The 14,310-nt window shown below is 72.9% G+C and carries 13 protein-coding genes and 1 riboswitch; of the genes, 10 read left to right on the top strand and 3 right to left on the bottom strand.

The features are described from left to right. Nucleotides 1-259: 259 nt before the first annotated feature. Nucleotides 260-1,174: a DNA recombination protein RmuC gene (locus AB0F52_RS00140; RefSeq protein WP_360162814.1), complete on the bottom strand. Its 915-nt coding sequence runs from the start codon at nt 1,172-1,174 to the stop codon at nt 260-262. A gap of 217 nt (nt 1,175-1,391) precedes the next feature. Here AB0F52_RS00140 and AB0F52_RS00135 point away from each other — a divergent pair, with 217 nt between their 5' ends. From AB0F52_RS00135 to AB0F52_RS00125, 3 genes are read left to right on the top strand one after another with little or no spacing between them, the layout of a single operon-like run. Next, on the top strand, nt 1,392-2,543 hold the full coding sequence (locus tag AB0F52_RS00135; protein ID WP_360162811.1) for an exonuclease SbcCD subunit D: 1,152 nt from the start codon (nt 1,392-1,394) through the stop codon (nt 2,541-2,543). After that, a complete protein-coding gene (locus AB0F52_RS00130; protein ID WP_360162808.1) occupies nt 2,540-5,491 on the top strand; it encodes an SMC family ATPase in 2,952 nt (983 codons plus the stop codon). Before AB0F52_RS00135 ends, AB0F52_RS00130 begins: the two co-directional genes overlap by 4 nt. Before the next feature lie 21 nt (nt 5,492-5,512). Then, the gene (locus AB0F52_RS00125; RefSeq protein WP_360162805.1) at nt 5,513-5,704 is read left to right on the top strand and encodes a DUF1737 domain-containing protein; all 192 of its coding nucleotides are present in this window, start codon (nt 5,513-5,515) and stop codon (nt 5,702-5,704) included. A 4-nt stretch (nt 5,705-5,708) separates the two neighbouring features. Here AB0F52_RS00125 and AB0F52_RS00120 read toward each other — a convergent pair whose 3' ends face one another. After that, complete coding sequence (locus AB0F52_RS00120; protein WP_360162802.1) at nt 5,709-7,109, bottom strand: AlkA N-terminal domain-containing protein; 1,401 nt, start codon at nt 7,107-7,109, stop codon at nt 5,709-5,711. 102 nt (nt 7,110-7,211) lie between these two features. On the opposite strand from AB0F52_RS00120, the gene ychF reads away from it, so the two are divergent. The 4 genes from ychF to AB0F52_RS00100 all read left to right on the top strand — a co-directional run bounded on the left by ychF (nt 7,212) and on the right by AB0F52_RS00100 (nt 9,752). Further along, complete coding sequence (gene ychF, locus AB0F52_RS00115) at nt 7,212-8,294, top strand: redox-regulated ATPase YchF (RefSeq protein WP_360162799.1); 1,083 nt, start codon at nt 7,212-7,214, stop codon at nt 8,292-8,294. Nucleotides 8,295-8,359: 65 nt separating this feature from the next. Next, nucleotides 8,360-8,950, top strand: a complete 591-nt coding sequence (locus tag AB0F52_RS00110) for an ArsR family transcriptional regulator (RefSeq protein WP_360162796.1) — start codon at nt 8,360-8,362, stop codon at nt 8,948-8,950. Next, nucleotides 8,947-9,414 (top strand): hypothetical protein, encoded by a 468-nt coding sequence (locus tag AB0F52_RS00105; RefSeq protein ID WP_360162793.1) that lies wholly within the window; start codon nt 8,947-8,949, stop codon nt 9,412-9,414. The genes AB0F52_RS00110 and AB0F52_RS00105 overlap by 4 nt, the downstream gene beginning before the upstream one ends. After that, nucleotides 9,414-9,752 (top strand): hypothetical protein, encoded by a 339-nt coding sequence (locus tag AB0F52_RS00100; RefSeq protein ID WP_360162790.1) that lies wholly within the window; start codon nt 9,414-9,416, stop codon nt 9,750-9,752. Before AB0F52_RS00105 ends, AB0F52_RS00100 begins: the two co-directional genes overlap by 1 nt. Before the next feature lie 408 nt (nt 9,753-10,160). On the opposite strand, the gene AB0F52_RS00095 is transcribed toward AB0F52_RS00100, so the two are convergent. Continuing rightward, nucleotides 10,161-10,445: a 4a-hydroxytetrahydrobiopterin dehydratase gene (locus tag AB0F52_RS00095; RefSeq protein WP_360162787.1), complete on the bottom strand. Its 285-nt coding sequence runs from the start codon at nt 10,443-10,445 to the stop codon at nt 10,161-10,163. A 32-nt stretch (nt 10,446-10,477) separates the two neighbouring features. After that, nucleotides 10,478-10,585: riboswitch (TPP riboswitch) on the top strand. A 19-nt stretch (nt 10,586-10,604) separates the two neighbouring features. Here AB0F52_RS00095 and AB0F52_RS00090 point away from each other — a divergent pair. The 3 genes from AB0F52_RS00090 to AB0F52_RS00080 all read left to right on the top strand — a co-directional run bounded on the left by AB0F52_RS00090 (nt 10,605) and on the right by AB0F52_RS00080 (nt 14,301). Continuing rightward, entirely contained in the window at nt 10,605-11,654 is a 1,050-nt protein-coding gene (locus AB0F52_RS00090; protein WP_360162784.1) for a thiamine ABC transporter substrate-binding protein, read from the top strand. Between the two features lie 83 nt (nt 11,655-11,737). Next, nucleotides 11,738-13,294, top strand: coding sequence for an iron ABC transporter permease (locus AB0F52_RS00085; protein ID WP_360164549.1), 1,557 nt, complete (start codon nt 11,738-11,740; stop codon nt 13,292-13,294). Continuing rightward, nucleotides 13,294-14,301 carry an ABC transporter ATP-binding protein gene (locus AB0F52_RS00080; RefSeq protein ID WP_360162781.1) on the top strand — a complete coding sequence of 336 codons (1,008 nt, stop codon included), beginning with the start codon at nt 13,294-13,296 and terminating at the stop codon, nt 14,299-14,301. The genes AB0F52_RS00085 and AB0F52_RS00080 overlap by 1 nt, the downstream gene beginning before the upstream one ends. Nucleotides 14,302-14,310 lie beyond the last annotated feature (9 nt).

Below are 14,310 nucleotides of genomic sequence, written 5' to 3'. Positions count from 1 at the left end.
CAGGGTCCTCCGTGAGGGACGTCGAGGACAACCTGCGGTCGGAGGGTCGCTCGCGGGGGCTCCGCTCGAAAGCGCTTGCCGCGGGGCCCGGCGGCAAGTGGAGACCCGGGAAGGCGCGCGGTCACCGCTGGTCAGGCGCGGTACGGCCACGCTCCACGCGGCAGCCGCCCACCAGCACCCGGGTGTGGCGGGAATCGCGGCTGCACGCTTCCTGCGCCTGGTTCACCCGCGCGGGCCCACCCTCGAAGACCCTGGGGGCTCAGCTGGCTGCCAGCTCGTCCCCCTTCCGCACCGTCGGCACGGCCGCCGGGCTTCCTGCCGCGTCAGTGAGTGGTGCCACCGTGGCCCGGAAGGTCTCCAGCGCCTCCAGCTCGCGCCGGCGGGCCGACAGGAACCGCTGCAGGTGGGTGCTCGACAGGTTCAGTGCCTCCACTGCGCCACCCGCCGCGCGGTGGGCCGCCGCCGCTCCGGCTCGCACCTGCTCCACGTCCGCCTCCAGCGTGCGGTCGCTCGCCGCGAACAACGCCGCCGAGGCCAGCACCCCGAAGCCCGTGGGGCCGCACAGGAACACCCGTCGGTCGATCAGCCAGCGCAGCAGCTCCGGGTCCGTGTCCAGCGCCGCGACCACCGCCGCGTCGGACGGGACGAACATGATCGTGCCGTAGATCGCGTCCGCCCAGCGTTGGTAGCCCTTGCCCGCCAGGTCCGCCGCGCGGGACCGGATCTGCCGCACGTGCGCGCGCAACGCGTCCATCCGCTCGTCCGGGTCGTCCGTCTCCACCGCCTCGGACCACGTCGCCATGCTCGCCTTCGCGTCCACCGGGACCGTGCGGTCGCCGCCCACCCGCAGCACCATGTCCGGCTTCGCCGAGCCGCCGCCGCCCAGGTCCGTCTGCAGGGTGAAGTGCAGGTCCTCGCGCAGGCCCAGCGCCCGCGCCGTCTCGACCAGCACCTGCTCGCCCAGCTCGCCCCGGCCGCTGATCGACGCGAACGCGACCTCGTAGCGCCGCAGCGCCAGCTGCTGCTGGTCCGCCTTGGCCCGCTCGGCCGCCACCAGCCGGGCCGCCGCGTCCGCCCGGCGCATCCCGTCCTGGTACAGCCGCCACAGCACCGCGACGGCGAACAGCAGCAGGACCGCGAGCACGATCGCCGCGGTGGTCAGCACTGTCGCCACTTCGTCTCTCCCTCCGAGCTCCGGGCTCGCAGACATCATGGCGGACCGCACCGACAAAACCGCACCCGATCCGTCGCTCTGGGTAGCTGACCTGCGAACACATCGATTCCGCGCAGGGCGTGTCCGATCTTGCCCGCTCGTGTTAGTACACACGTTCGAGTGAGTGGGCGGCGTGCCTGCGCGATTTCGTCGGAGCCGGGTCGTACCGTTGGCGCCCGTGAGATTCCTGCACACCTCCGACTGGCACATCGGCCGCACGTTCCACGGCGCCGACCTGCTGGCGGAACAGGAAGCGGTGCTCGGGCACCTCGCCGACCTCGTGGCCGGCGAGGCGATCGACGCCGTCCTGGTGGCAGGTGACGTCTACGACCGCGCGGTCCCCTCCGCCGAAGCCGTGCGGGTGGCGACGAAAGCCGTCGCCCGGATCCGCGCGGCCGGCGCACAACTGGTCGTCACGCCCGGAAACCACGACTCGGCGCCCCGCCTCGGCGCCTTCGCGGAGTTCGCCGCGGCGGGCGGCCTCCACCTGCGCACCACCGTCGCCGGGCTGGCCGAACCGGTGCTGCTCGACGACGAGCACGGCCCGGTCGCCGTCTACGGAATCCCTTACCTGGAGCCGGAACCGGCGCGCCACGCGCTGGGCGTACCGGACGCGCGCGGCCACACCGGCGTGCTCACCGAGGCCATGCGCCGGATCCGCGCGGACCTCGAAACCCGGCCCGGCGTCCGGTCGGTCGTGCTCGCGCACGCGTTCGTCACCGGCGGCGAACCCACCGACTCCGAGCGCACGATCGCGGTCGGCGGCGTCGAACAGGTGCCCGGTTCGGTCTTCGACGGCGTCGACTACGTGGCGCTCGGCCACCTCCACGGCCCGCAAACGCTCGCCGAGCACCTGCGGTACTCCGGCAGCCCGCTGGCGTACTCGTTTTCCGAGGCCCGCCAACGCAAATCGGTCTGGTTGGTCGACGTCGATCAAACCGGCCTCGCCGAGGTCCGGCGCCACGAGCTGCCCGTGCCGAGGGCACTCGCCACGCTCACCGGCGAGCTCGAAGACCTCCTGCTGGATCCGGCGCACGACGCCCACCTCGGCCACTTCCTGTCGGTCACGGTCACCGACCGGGTGCGCCCGGTCGACGCGATGCGGCGGCTGCGCGAGCGGTTCCGGTACGCCGTGCACCTGGAGTGGGAGCCCGCGGGCGGGCACGCCGACGCCCCGCTGCGCTACTCCGACGCCGTCCGCGGCCGGTCCGACATCGAGGTCTCGCGCAGCTTCCTCGACGACTGCCGCGGCGCTCCGCCGACCGAGCGCGAAGAACAGCTCCTGTTCCGGGCCCTGGAAGCGGCCGACCGGGGGGCCCTCGCGAAATGAGGCTGCACAGGCTGGAGGTCGAAGCCTTCGGGCCGTACTGCGCACGCGAAGTGGTCGACTTCGACGTGCTCGGCGCCGACGGTCTCTTCCTCCTGCACGGCGAAACCGGCGCGGGCAAGACGACGCTGCTCGACGCGATCGCATTCGCGCTGTTCGGCGTGGTCCCCGGCGCCCGCAACGAGGCCAAGCGGCTGCGGTGCGATCTCGCCGACCGCGACCAGGTCACCGAGGTCGCGCTGGAGCTCACGGTGCAGGGCCACCGGCTGAAGATCGTGCGCAACCCGGAGTACCAGCGGCCGAAGCGGCGCGGCGAGGGCACAACCACCCAGCAGGCGAGGGTGTCGCTGAGCTGGGTCGGCACCGCGCCCGCCGGCTTGGCGCCGGAAGGCCTGATCCGGATCGAAGAGGTCGCGCGCACCGTCGAGCGGCTGCTCGGGATGACCGCGGCCCAGTTCTTCCAGGTGGTGTTGCTGCCGCAGGGCGAGTTCGCCCGCTTCCTGCGTTCGGACACCGCCGAGCGCGAGAAGCTCCTGGAACGGCTGTTCGGCACCGAGCGCTTCGCCGACGTCGAACGCTGGTTCGCCGACCTGCGCGCCGAACGCGGCCGGGAGCTGGAGGCGCGGCAGCGGGACGTGCGGGAGCTACTGGCGCGATACGCGCAGGAGGCCCAGCAGGAGCCACCCGAGACGGACGTGGCCGAGTGGGTCGACGTCGTGCTCACCGAGTCGCGGGCGCGAGTCGGACAAGTGACGGCCGAGGAGGAGCGGGCGCGCTCGGCCGCGCAGCGGGCGGACGTCTACCTGCAGGAAGAACGCGCGGGCGCGGAAAAGATCCGCCGGGTCCGCACCGCGCACCTGCGGCTGCTCGAGATCACCGAACAGGCGCCGCAGCGGGCCGAGTGGGCGCAGGAGGTCGCCGCCGCGCGGCGGGCCGCCGGGGTCGCCGTGGAGGCCGACCTGCTGGATCGGCGGGCCACCGAACTGACCGAAGCCGAGCAGGTGGAGAAGGCCCGCGGTGCCCGGCTCCGGGAGTTCGGCACCCGGGCGACCGGCGACCTGAAGGCGCGGGCGGCCGCCGCGCGCGAAGAGGCGGGCGCGGTCGCGGAACTGGTCGCCGAGGCCGAGCAGCAAGAGCTCGACGGCATGCGGCGGGACGACCGGAAGCTCGCCGCGGTCACGGCCGGCGAGCAGGTCGAGGCGCTGACCACCGAGCTCGCCGCGATCCCCGGCCAGCTGACGAAACTGCGGGCGGACGCCCTCGAAGCCGCCGAAGCCGAAGCCAAGCTCGACGGCGCCAAGGCGAAGGTGGACGAGCTGCGCGCCTTCGCCCGCGATGCCGCCGAACTGCCCGAGGCGCAGGCGAAGGTCGGCCGGGGTGAGGCGAAGCTGCGCGAAGTCGTCGACGCGCACCAGGCGGCCCGGCAGCGCCGGCTCGACCTGCGGGAGCGACGGCTCGACGGCATGGCGGCCGAGCTGGCCGCCGCGTTGCCGGACGGCGCGCCGTGCCCGGTGTGCGGGTCGGCCGAGCACCCGGCGAAGGCCAACCGGGACGTCGAGCTGGTCGACCCGGCGGAGGAACGCGCGGCCGAGGAAGCCGAGCAGGCGGCGGACGCGGTGCGGCAGCGGGTGGTCGTCGCGCTGGAAGAGGCGAAGGCGCGGCTGGCCGGGCTGATCGAGCGGCTGGCCGGGCGCACGGCCGAGTCGATCACCGCCGAGCTGGCGGACGCCCGCGCCACCGTCGCCGCGCTGACCGGGCAGGCCGCCGCCAAGGCCAAGCTGGGGCACCAGGTCGTCCTGCTGGAGCGGGACCTGGAAGCGCGCACCGAGCGCCTGCGCCGGGCCGAACAGGCGGCGACCGAAGCCACGACCGACGTCCGCGCCCTGGAGGAGCGGCTGGCCGAGCGGGAGCGCCGCCTGGTCGCCGGCCGGGGCGAATTCGCGGACGTCGGCGCGCGGCGGCAGCACCTCCTCGGCCTGGCCGAGGCCCTGGAGGCTGTCGCGGAGGCCCGGACGGTCGTCCTGGGCGCTCGTGAACGGGTCGCCCAGCAAAAAACCCTGGTCGACGCGGCGGTCGCGGCGAAGGGGTTCACCTCGCTGAAGAAGGCGCGCGCGGCGATGCTGCCGGACGAGCAGATCGAGAAGCTGGAGCAGGGCATCGCCGAGGCCGAGGCGGCCGCCGCGGGCGCGCGGGCGCTGCTGGCCGAGCCGGACCTGTTCGGGATCTCGCCGGACGACGTCGCGGACGTCGCGCGCGCGGCCGACGCGGCCCAGCTGGCCCGGGCACGCGCCGACTCCGCGTACGCGGCGCTTCGGGCGGCCACCGCGCAGCACGACGAGCTGACCCGGCTGGCCGGCCTGCTGCGTGCGGCGCTGGCCGGGCTCGCGCCGGCCGAGGCGGAGTACGCCGAGCTGCGAGCCCTGGCCGAGGTCGTCAACGGGCGCGGGCAGAACAGCCGCAAGATGTCGCTGCGGTCGTACGTGCTGGCGGCGCGGCTCGAAGAAGTCGCCGTCGCCGCCACGCACCGGCTGCGCACGATGAGCCAGGGCCGGTACTCGTTCGTGCACTCGGACGCGGCCGGGGCGCGCGGCACCCGCGGCGGGCTCGGCATCGACGTGCTGGACGACTACTCGGGCACCATCCGGCCGGCGAAGACCCTGTCCGGTGGCGAGTCGTTCCTCGCATCGCTGGCCCTCGCGCTGGGGCTGGCGGACGTCGTCGCGGGGGAGGCCGGTGGCGCACTGCTGGACACCCTGTTCGTCGACGAGGGGTTCGGCACGCTGGACGCCGAAACCCTCGACGTCGTGATGAACATCCTCGACGAGCTGCGCGCCGGCGGGCGCGTGGTCGGGCTCGTGTCCCACGTCGAGGAGCTGAGGCAGCGCATCCCGACGCGGCTGCGGATCCGGAAGTCCCGCACGGGCTCGACATTGGAGGTGCGCGCGGGCTGATCACCCGGCCAAGATGGACCCATGACCGACCAGCCGCCGAACGGCCTGCCCCGCTACCGCCTGCTCACCGGCCCGGACGACGCGAAGTTCTGCCACCGGGTCAGCGAGGCGCTGGAACTCGGCTACCGCCTGTACGGCTCGCCGGCTGCGACCTACGACGGCGAGCAGGTCATCGTCGCCCAAGCCGTCCTGTGGCAGGGCGAGCAGGGCTAGGCGGTCAGGGCTGGGCAGCGGCGCGCCGGAGGTACATCCCGGCGTAGGAACACCACGGCGTCCACGCACGGGCCCGCTCGCCGAGCGAGCCCGGCGCGAGGCCCAGCGCTTCGGCGCCGCGCCGGACCTCGGTGTCGCCGGTGAGCAGGACGTCCGGGGCGCCGAGGACGCGCATCAGCACGTAGTCGGCCGCCGACGGGTCGACCCCCGGGCACGCCAGCAGCTCCGCGCGCAGTTCGGCCGCCTCCCGGCCGACGTGGACCTCCAGGCGTCCTTCGGCCAGGGCGGCGGCGACGCCGGTCACGGTTTCGCCGAGCCCGGCCGTCGCGATCTGGGCCGCGGTCGGGAAGAGCCTGCGCACGCCCCACTCGCCCGGCACCTCCTCGCCCGGAGGCACCTCGCGCAGCAGGGCGCGGAGCAGCAGTTCCTCGCCGTCGACGGCGCCCGGCACCCGGATCCCCGGCACGGCCGCGACCACCGGAGCCAACGCCGGGTCGGCGCCGAGGACGCGGGTGACCGCCGCGGGGTCGGCGTCGAGGTCGAGCAGCCGGCGCACCCGGCTGACCGCGCTGCCGAGATCGCGCAGGTCGGTGAGCATCAGCTCGCAGCGCACGTGGTCCGGCGCCGGCGTCAATCGCACGACTCCGGTGCCGTGGGCGAGCCGCAGGGTCCGCGCGTAGGCCTCCGAAGTGACTTCCTCGACGCCCGGCACCGCGTGGTCCGCGAAGAAGCGAAGCAACCCCGAAGCGTCGAAGGGCGGCCGGAACGGCAGCCGCAGGCTGAGCCGGGTCCCGGTCACGTCGCTCTGCCGGCCACGTCGTGAAGCCGCGAAGGCACGAAGCTGCGAAGGCGTCGTGGCGAACACCTCGCGGATCGTCTCGTTGAACTGCCGCACGCTGGAGAAGCCCGCCGCGAAGGCGACGTCCGTCAGCGGCAGCTCGGACATCTCGATGAGCAGCCGCGCCGAGTGCGCGCGGTGCGCCCGGGCCAGGGCCAGCGGGCCCGCGCCCAGCTCGGCGGTGAGCACCCGGCCCAGCTGGCGTTCCGAGTAGCCGAGCCGCCGCGCGAGACCGGGGACGCCTTCGCGCTCGACGGTCCCGTCGGAGATCAGGCGCATCGCCCGTGCGGCCAGGTCGGCGCGCACGTTCCAGTCCGGCGAGCCGGGCACGGCGTCCGGCAGGCAGCGGCGGCAGGCGCGGAAGCCGTTGGCCTGCGCGGCCGCCGACGTCGGGAAGAAGCGGACGTTCTGCACCTTCGGCGTCGAGGCCGGGCACGACGGGCGGCAGTAGATGCCGGTGGTGCGGACGGCCATGATGAACTGGCCGTCGAAGCGCGAGTCGCGGGCGGTGACCACGCGGTAGCAGCGTTCGGCGTCGCGCCAGAGTGAGAGCGTTTCGGTGACCATTGATCCGAGCATGCCAGCAGGTCAGCGCCGTCGCTGGCGGAAATCCGCCACGGCGTTGGGTGCGTGGGGCGTGGGCGGGGCAGCCACGTAGACTGCGGGGTCGTGAGCCTCACCCTCGGTATCGTCGGCCTGCCCAACGTCGGCAAGTCCACCCTGTTCAACGCGCTGACTCGTAACAACGTGCTCGCCGCGAACTACCCGTTCGCGACGATCGAGCCGAACGTCGGGGTCGTGCCGCTGCCGGACCCCCGGCTGGACAAGCTGGCCGAGCTGCACAAGTCGGAGAAGATCGTCCCGGCCGTGGTGTCCTTTGTGGATATCGCGGGCATCGTGAAGGGCGCGTCCGAGGGTGCCGGGCTGGGCAACAAGTTCCTGGCGAACATCCGTGAGGCGAACGCGATCTGCCAGGTCATCCGCGTGTTCGATGACCCGGACGTGATCCACGTCGACGGCCGGATCGATCCGCTGAGCGACATCGAGACGATCAACACCGAGCTGATCCTGGCCGACCTGCAGACCCTCGAGAAGGCCGTCTGGCGGTTGGAAAAGGAAGCGCGGAGCAAGAAGGAAGCCAAGCCCGCGCTCGAGGCCGCGCAGAAGGCGAAGGAGATCCTCGACAGCGGACGCACGCTCTTCTCGGCTCAGAAGGACGTCGACCTCGAACTGCTTCGCGAGCACAGCCTTCTGACGACGAAGCCGTTCCTGTACGTCTTCAACGCCGACGAAGGCGTCCTCACCGACGAAGCCCGCCGCGAGGAGCTGACCAAGCTGGTCGCGCCGGCGGACGCAGTGTTCCTCGACGCGAAGGTCGAGGCGGAGCTGCTGGAGCTGGACGACGAGGAGTCGGTCCGCGAGCTGCTCGAGTCGGTCGGCCAGCCGGAGCCGGGGTTGTACTCCCTGGCCCGCGCGGGTTTCCACACCCTCGGCCTGCAGACGTACCTGACGGCGGGCCCGAAGGAGTCCCGGGCGTGGACGATCCCGCAGGGCGCGACGGCCCCCCAGGCGGCGGGCGTGATCCACACGGACTTCGAGCGCGGCTTCATCAAGGCGGAGATCGTCTCCTACGACGACCTGATGGCGGCAGGCTCGATGGCGGCCGCCCGGGCGGCGGGCAAGGTCCGCATGGAGGGCAAGGACTACGTCATGACCGATGGCGACGTGGTCGAGTTCCGCTTCAACGTCTGACGCACGGTTCGTAAGGGTCAACTACTGACTGTTGCTTTCATTGGACGCAGGATATACTGCGTCCAATGAAAGCTTCGCCGAGCCTGCTCCCCCTGCTGCGGTCCCGCATGCAGGGTGAGCTGCTGGCGCGGGTCCTGCTGCACCCGGAGCGCGAGTACAGCATCACCGAGCTCGCCGAAGCCTCCGGCGTCACCCCCACGGCCGTGTTGCGCGAGGTCGAACGGCTCGTCGGTGGCGGCATCCTGGAAGACCGGCGGGTCGGCCGGAGCCGGCTCGTCAAGGCCCGCACGGACACCCCGCTCTACCGGCCGTTGAGCGAGGTCATCGCGGTCACCTTCGGGCCGCTGCCGCTGCTCGCCGAGGCTTTGGCCGGGCTGGCGGGCGTGCGGGAGGCCTACATCTACGGGTCCTGGGCCGCGCGCTACCGCGGTGAACCGGGACCACCGCCCGGGGACGTCGACGTGCTCGTCGTCGGTTCGCCCGATCCGGACGCGCTGTTCGACCTGGCCGAGGGTGTGTCGCGGCGGCTGGGCCGCGAGGTCAACGTGCACCGGATCTCGCCGGCGTCGTGGTCCGCGGACAGCAAGGATCCCTTCCTCACCAGCGTGCGTGCGCGTCCGCTGGTTCCGTTGCCTCTCGAGCAGGAGACCCGATGACCCGGTGGAACCAGGGCCGCGCCACGATCGACGCGCTCATCGCACGCGGTTCGCTCGAGCACGTGCCGGCTTCGCGGGAAGCCGCGGAAGCGGAGCTCGTCAGGGCCCGCACGCACGTCGCTTCGGCGCGGCGGCTGCTGGACTCGGATCCGGAGGGCGCCTACACGCTGGCCTACGACGGCGCCCGCCGGGCGCTGGCGGCCGTCCTGCAGAACCAGGGCCTGCGTGCGACGAGCCGGGGTGGTCACATCGCCGTCTACGAGGCGGTTCGCGCGCAACTCGATCCGCCGCTGGGGCCGCTTCTGCGTCCCTTCAACCGGATGCGGATCCGGCGCAACGAAGTCGCCTACCGGTCTTCCGAGGCGCCTTCGGTGACCGCCGAGGACGTGACGGCCGATGTTTCGAAGGTCGACGATCTCATCGGGGTCGCCGAAAAGACGATCCCGACCATGTCTCGTTACTGATGGGAAACGCTTTGGACCGCCCGCTGACCCCGGCCGAGCGCGCGGCACTGGACACGCTGCTCGCGGCCGACTTCCCCGGTGCCGCGGAACTGCGCGCGCAGGCCGCCACGGCCCGGGTGGTCGGCCGCTGCGGCTGCGGCTGTCCCACGATCGACCTCGCCGTGGACGAAGCGACCCCGCGCTCGCCGAAGAAGGAATCGGTGGCGGTGGAGGCCGACGTTCCGGACGGCGGCCTCATCGTGTTCGTCGACGACGGCCGGTTGTCGTGCCTCGAATACTGGACGACGGCCGACGAGCGCCCGGCCGAGTTCCCGCCGCCCGGGCAAATCACCTTGTAGCCCGCCGGACCCGGAGGTCCGGCAGGCTTGGCCGGACTAGCCGAGCAGGCCCAGCACCGCGATCACGATCAGCACCACCGCGGGGGCGAGGGCGTTGATCCAGGCGCGCTGGGCGGGGGTGAGGGCGGCGGTGCTGTTCATGGCGTTTCCTAGGGGCCGAACCGATGCTTCCGCTCCGAACAGCGCGCTGATCATGCCGCCCGTTAACAGCTGTGATCGAACTCTCAGCCGTCCAGGTGACGGCGGTTGCGGGCGGTGAACCAGAGCACCCCGCCGGCCGCCGCCACCATCGCCGCGAACGCCGCCGTGCCGACCACGATTGCCTGAGTCATCTGTGTCTCCCTCCCGAAGGTTCCGGTAACCAAGAGACGCCGAAGCCGGGCGAAGGTGCACTCAGCGTAGCCGAGATCACACCGCGGCGAGCACCGCGTCGATCTGCGACGCCAGGTCGAAGTCCTTCGCCGTCAGGCCGCCTGCCGAGTGGGTGCTGAGCCGGAAGGTCAGCGTGCGCCAGCGGATGTCGATGTCCGGGTGGTGGTCGGCGGCTTCGGCGAGCTCCGCCACCCGGTTCACCACCTCGATCGCCTGGGGGAAGCTCGCCAGCTCCACCTCGCGCGCGATCACCGCGCCGGACCGCGTCCAGTCCGCGCCCAGCCGGGCGTCGACCTCGTCGTCGTTCAAGATTTCCGTCATGTCTCCATGGTCGACCGTCCTGGACTACGCTGCACGGTTGCCACGGGAGTCCGGTGAGCCGGGCTGAGAGGCGGGGTCACCCGCGACCGTTCGCACCTGACCGGATCATGCCGGCGACGGGAGGGCTTCCCTCCGCGTCGGCGAAGTGCAGGAGGGTAGATGAAACGCAGGGCTGTGCGCGCCGCGACGGCCATCGCCGCCGTCAGTGCCGTCGCCGCGGCGTGCTCGCTGTCGGACGGTGACGGTGGCACGCAGCAGACGCCCACCGTCACCCTCGTGACGCACGATTCGTTCCTGGCGCCACAGGAGGTGCTCGACGCCTTCCAGAAGCAGTCGGGCATCAAGGTCTCCGTGCTCAAGCAGGGCGACGCCGGTTCGCTGACCAACAAGCTCGTGCTGACGAAGGCCAACCCGATCGGCGACGTCGCGTACGGCGTCGACTCCACCTTCGCCTCCCGCGCGCTCAGCGAGGGTGTCTTCGATTCCTACACCAGCCCGGAAGCCGACCGCGGGCCGCAACGCTACGCCGTCGACCCCGAGCACCGGCTGTCCGCGGTCGACGTCGGTGACGTCTGCGTCAACGTCGACACGAACTACTTCACGAGCAAGGGGATCCCCGCGCCGGAGACCTACGACGACCTGGCCGACCCGAAGTACAAGGACCTGCTGGTCGCCGAGGATCCGGCGACGGCGTCGCCCGGGCTGGCGTTCCTCCTCGGCACCGTCGCCAAGTACGGCGACGCCGGCTGGAAGGACTACTGGACGAAGCTGAAGGCCAACGGCGTCAAGGTCGTCAGCGGCTGGGAAGAGGCCTACACCAAGCAGTTCTCCGGCTCGTCCGGCAAGGGGCCGCGGCCGATCGTCGTCTCGTACGCGTCGTCGCCGGCCGCCGAAGTCGGGGACGACGGGAAGCCGCGCACCAAGGCGCTGCTCGACACCTGCTACCGGCAGGTCGAGTACGCCGGCGTGCTGGCGAACGGCAAGCAGGTCGAGAACGCCCGCAAGGTCGTCGACTTCCTGCTCTCGCAGCAGTTCCAGGCCACGGTCGCGGCCAACATGTACGTCTACCCGGCGCGCCAGGGCGTCGACCTGCCCGCGGGCTGGGCGCAGGTGGCCCCGCTGCCGCAGAGGCCGCAGGCGCTGCCCGCGGACCAGGTGCAGGCCGGACGCGAGAAGTGGATCGGCGAATGGCGCACGCTCCTGCAGTGAGCTCCGAGGCTCCACCGCGGAGTCCCGGGAAAGCCACCGCCCCGCCGCGGACCGCCCGCGGGCTCGGCCTGGCGCTGCTCGGGCTGGCCCCGATCGGGTTCCTGGTGGTGTTCTTCGCCTGGCCGGTGCTGGCGATCATCGGCCGCGGGTTCGCCGCGGGCGGGCTCGGCGTCGTGCTCGGCGACGCGCGGACCTGGCAGCTGGCCGGGTTCACCGTCGCGAGCGCGGCCGCGTCGACGGTGGTCGCGGTGCTGGCCGGGCTGCCGGTGGCGTTCCTGCTGGCCCGGGTGCGGCTGCCCGGCGTCGGCCTGGCGCGGACGCTGGTGCTGGTGCCGTTCGTGCTGCCGACCGTGGTCGTCGGGCTGGCGTTCCGGGCGCTGTGGCCGGACGGCGGGGTGCTGCCGATCGTGCTGGCCAACGCCTTCTTCAACGTCGCCGTCGTCGCGCGAACCGTCGCCGGGCTGTGGGCGCGGCTCGATTCGCGGACGACCGACGCCGCCCGGGCGCTCGGCGCGTCGCCGTGGCGGGCCTTCCGGTCGGTGACGCTGCCCGCGCTGGCGCCCGCGGTCGCGTCCGCCGCGGCCGTCGTGTTCCTCTTCTGCGCCACCAGCTTCGGAGTCGTCCTGATCCTGGGCGGGGCGCGCTACCGGACCCTGGAAACCGAGATCTACCTGCGGACGGTCGACCTGCTGGACCTCTCGGGCGCGGCCGCGCTCTCGCTGATCCAGTTCGCGGCCGTGGTCGCCGCGCTGGTCCTCGGCGGGCTGGCGCGCCGGCGCAAAGAAGGCGCCCGGATCGGATCGGGCGGGGCGCGGCGGCCACGGGGCGGCGAGTGGTGGATCGTCGGCGCCGCGGGGGTCGTGCTCGCGTTGCTGGTGACGCCGATCGTCGCGCTCCTCGCCGAATCGGTGTCCACTGAGGACGGCTGGAGCCTCGCCGGGTACCGGGCGCTGACGAGCACCGGCGAGAAGGGCGCGCTCCAGGTGTCCGGCTGGGACGCCGCGCTGAACTCGCTGAAGGTGGCGATCGACGCGACGTTGCTCGCGCTGGTCGTCGGCGTGCTCGCGTCCGTCGTCCTCGTGGCGCTGCGGCGCTCGCCCGCCAAAGCCGCGCGCGGGCTGGGCGAGACGATGGACGCCGTGCTGATGCTGCCGCTCGGGGTGTCCGCGGTGACCGTCGGGTTCGGCTACCTGGTGACGCTCGACGCGTTGCCCGGTGACCTGCGGACGTCGCCCTACCTGGTGCCGCTGGCCCAGGCGCTGGTGATCATCCCGCTGATCGTGCGGATGGTGCTGCCGGTGCTGCGCTCGGTCGACGTCCGGCTGCGGCAGGCCGCCTCGACGCTCGGGGCGAGCCCGCTGCGGGTGTGGTGGGAGATCGACCTGCCGCTGACGCTGCGGCCGCTGGTCGCGGCGGCGGGCTTCGGTTTCGTCGTGGCCCTCGGCGAATTCGGCGCGACGAGCTTCCTCGCCCGGCCGACGGCGCCGACGCTGCCGGTCGCGGTCGCGACGCTGATGGCGCGCCCGGGTGAGCTGAACAACCAGATGGCCTACGCGGCGTGCGCGTTGCTGATGCTCGTGACGGTGCTGGCGGTCGCCCTGATCGACCGGCTCGGGCGCGGCGGGGTGGGAGAGTTCTGATGGCGTTGTCGGTGCGGGACCTGACCGTCCACTACGGATCGTTCGCGGCGGTGCGCGACGCCCGGCTGGACATCGCCGACGGCGAGGTGCTGGCGCTGCTCGGCCCGTCGGGCTCGGGCAAGTCGACGCTGCTGCGGGCGATCACCGGCCTCGAGCCGTCGGCGCGCGGCTCGGTGAGCTGGGACGGCGAGGACCTCGGCGCGGTCCCGGTCCACCGGCGAGGCTTCGGCCTGGTGTTCCAGGACGGCCAGCTCTTCGCCCACCGCGACGTCGCCGCGAACATCGCGTTCGGCCTGCGGATGCACGGCGTGCCGCGCGCGCGGTGGGCGCCGCGGGTCGCCGAGCTGCTGGAGCTGGTGGGCCTCGCTGGCTTCGAGAAGCGGCGGGTGACGGAGCTGTCCGGCGGCCAGGCCCAGCGGGTGGCGCTGGCCCGGGCGCTGGCACCGAAGCCGCGGCTGCTGCTGCTCGACGAGCCACTGTCCGGTTTGGACGCGGGACTGCGTGAGCAGCTGGCGATCGACCTGGCGGACCTGTTGCGGCGCAGCAAGATCACCGCGCTGCTGGTGACGCACGACCAGGAAGAGGCGTTCACCCTGGCCGACCGCGTGGCGGTGCTCGACGCGGGGGAGGTCCGCCAGGAGGGTGCGGTCCGGCGGGTGTGGCGGAATCCGGCGGACGACGACGTGGCCCGGTTCCTCGGCGTGACGACGTTCGTGGAGGGGACGGCTGCGGCCGGGGTGGTGCAGACGTCGCTGGGGGACGTGCCGCTGCCGGACGCCGCCGACGGCCCGGTGCGGCTGGGGCTGCGGCCGCACGCGCTGAAGGTGTCGGCCGAAGGAGTGCGCGGCGAGGTCGTCGCGGCGGTCCACCGGCGGGAACACCTGCGGCTCGTGGTGAAACTCGCGGATTCCACAGTGGACGCCGTGGCGCCGGCCGCGTCGGACCTGCGGGCCGGGGACGCGGTGAAGCTGGAGCTCGACCCGGACGGCGTCGCGCTGGTCGGTTGACGCCGTCCG

It is taken from the genome of Amycolatopsis sp. NPDC024027 (genome assembly GCF_040638975.1).
Classification (GTDB): Bacteria; Actinomycetota; Actinomycetes; order Mycobacteriales; family Pseudonocardiaceae; genus Amycolatopsis.
This window is presented reverse-complemented; position numbering and strand designations above follow the sequence as displayed.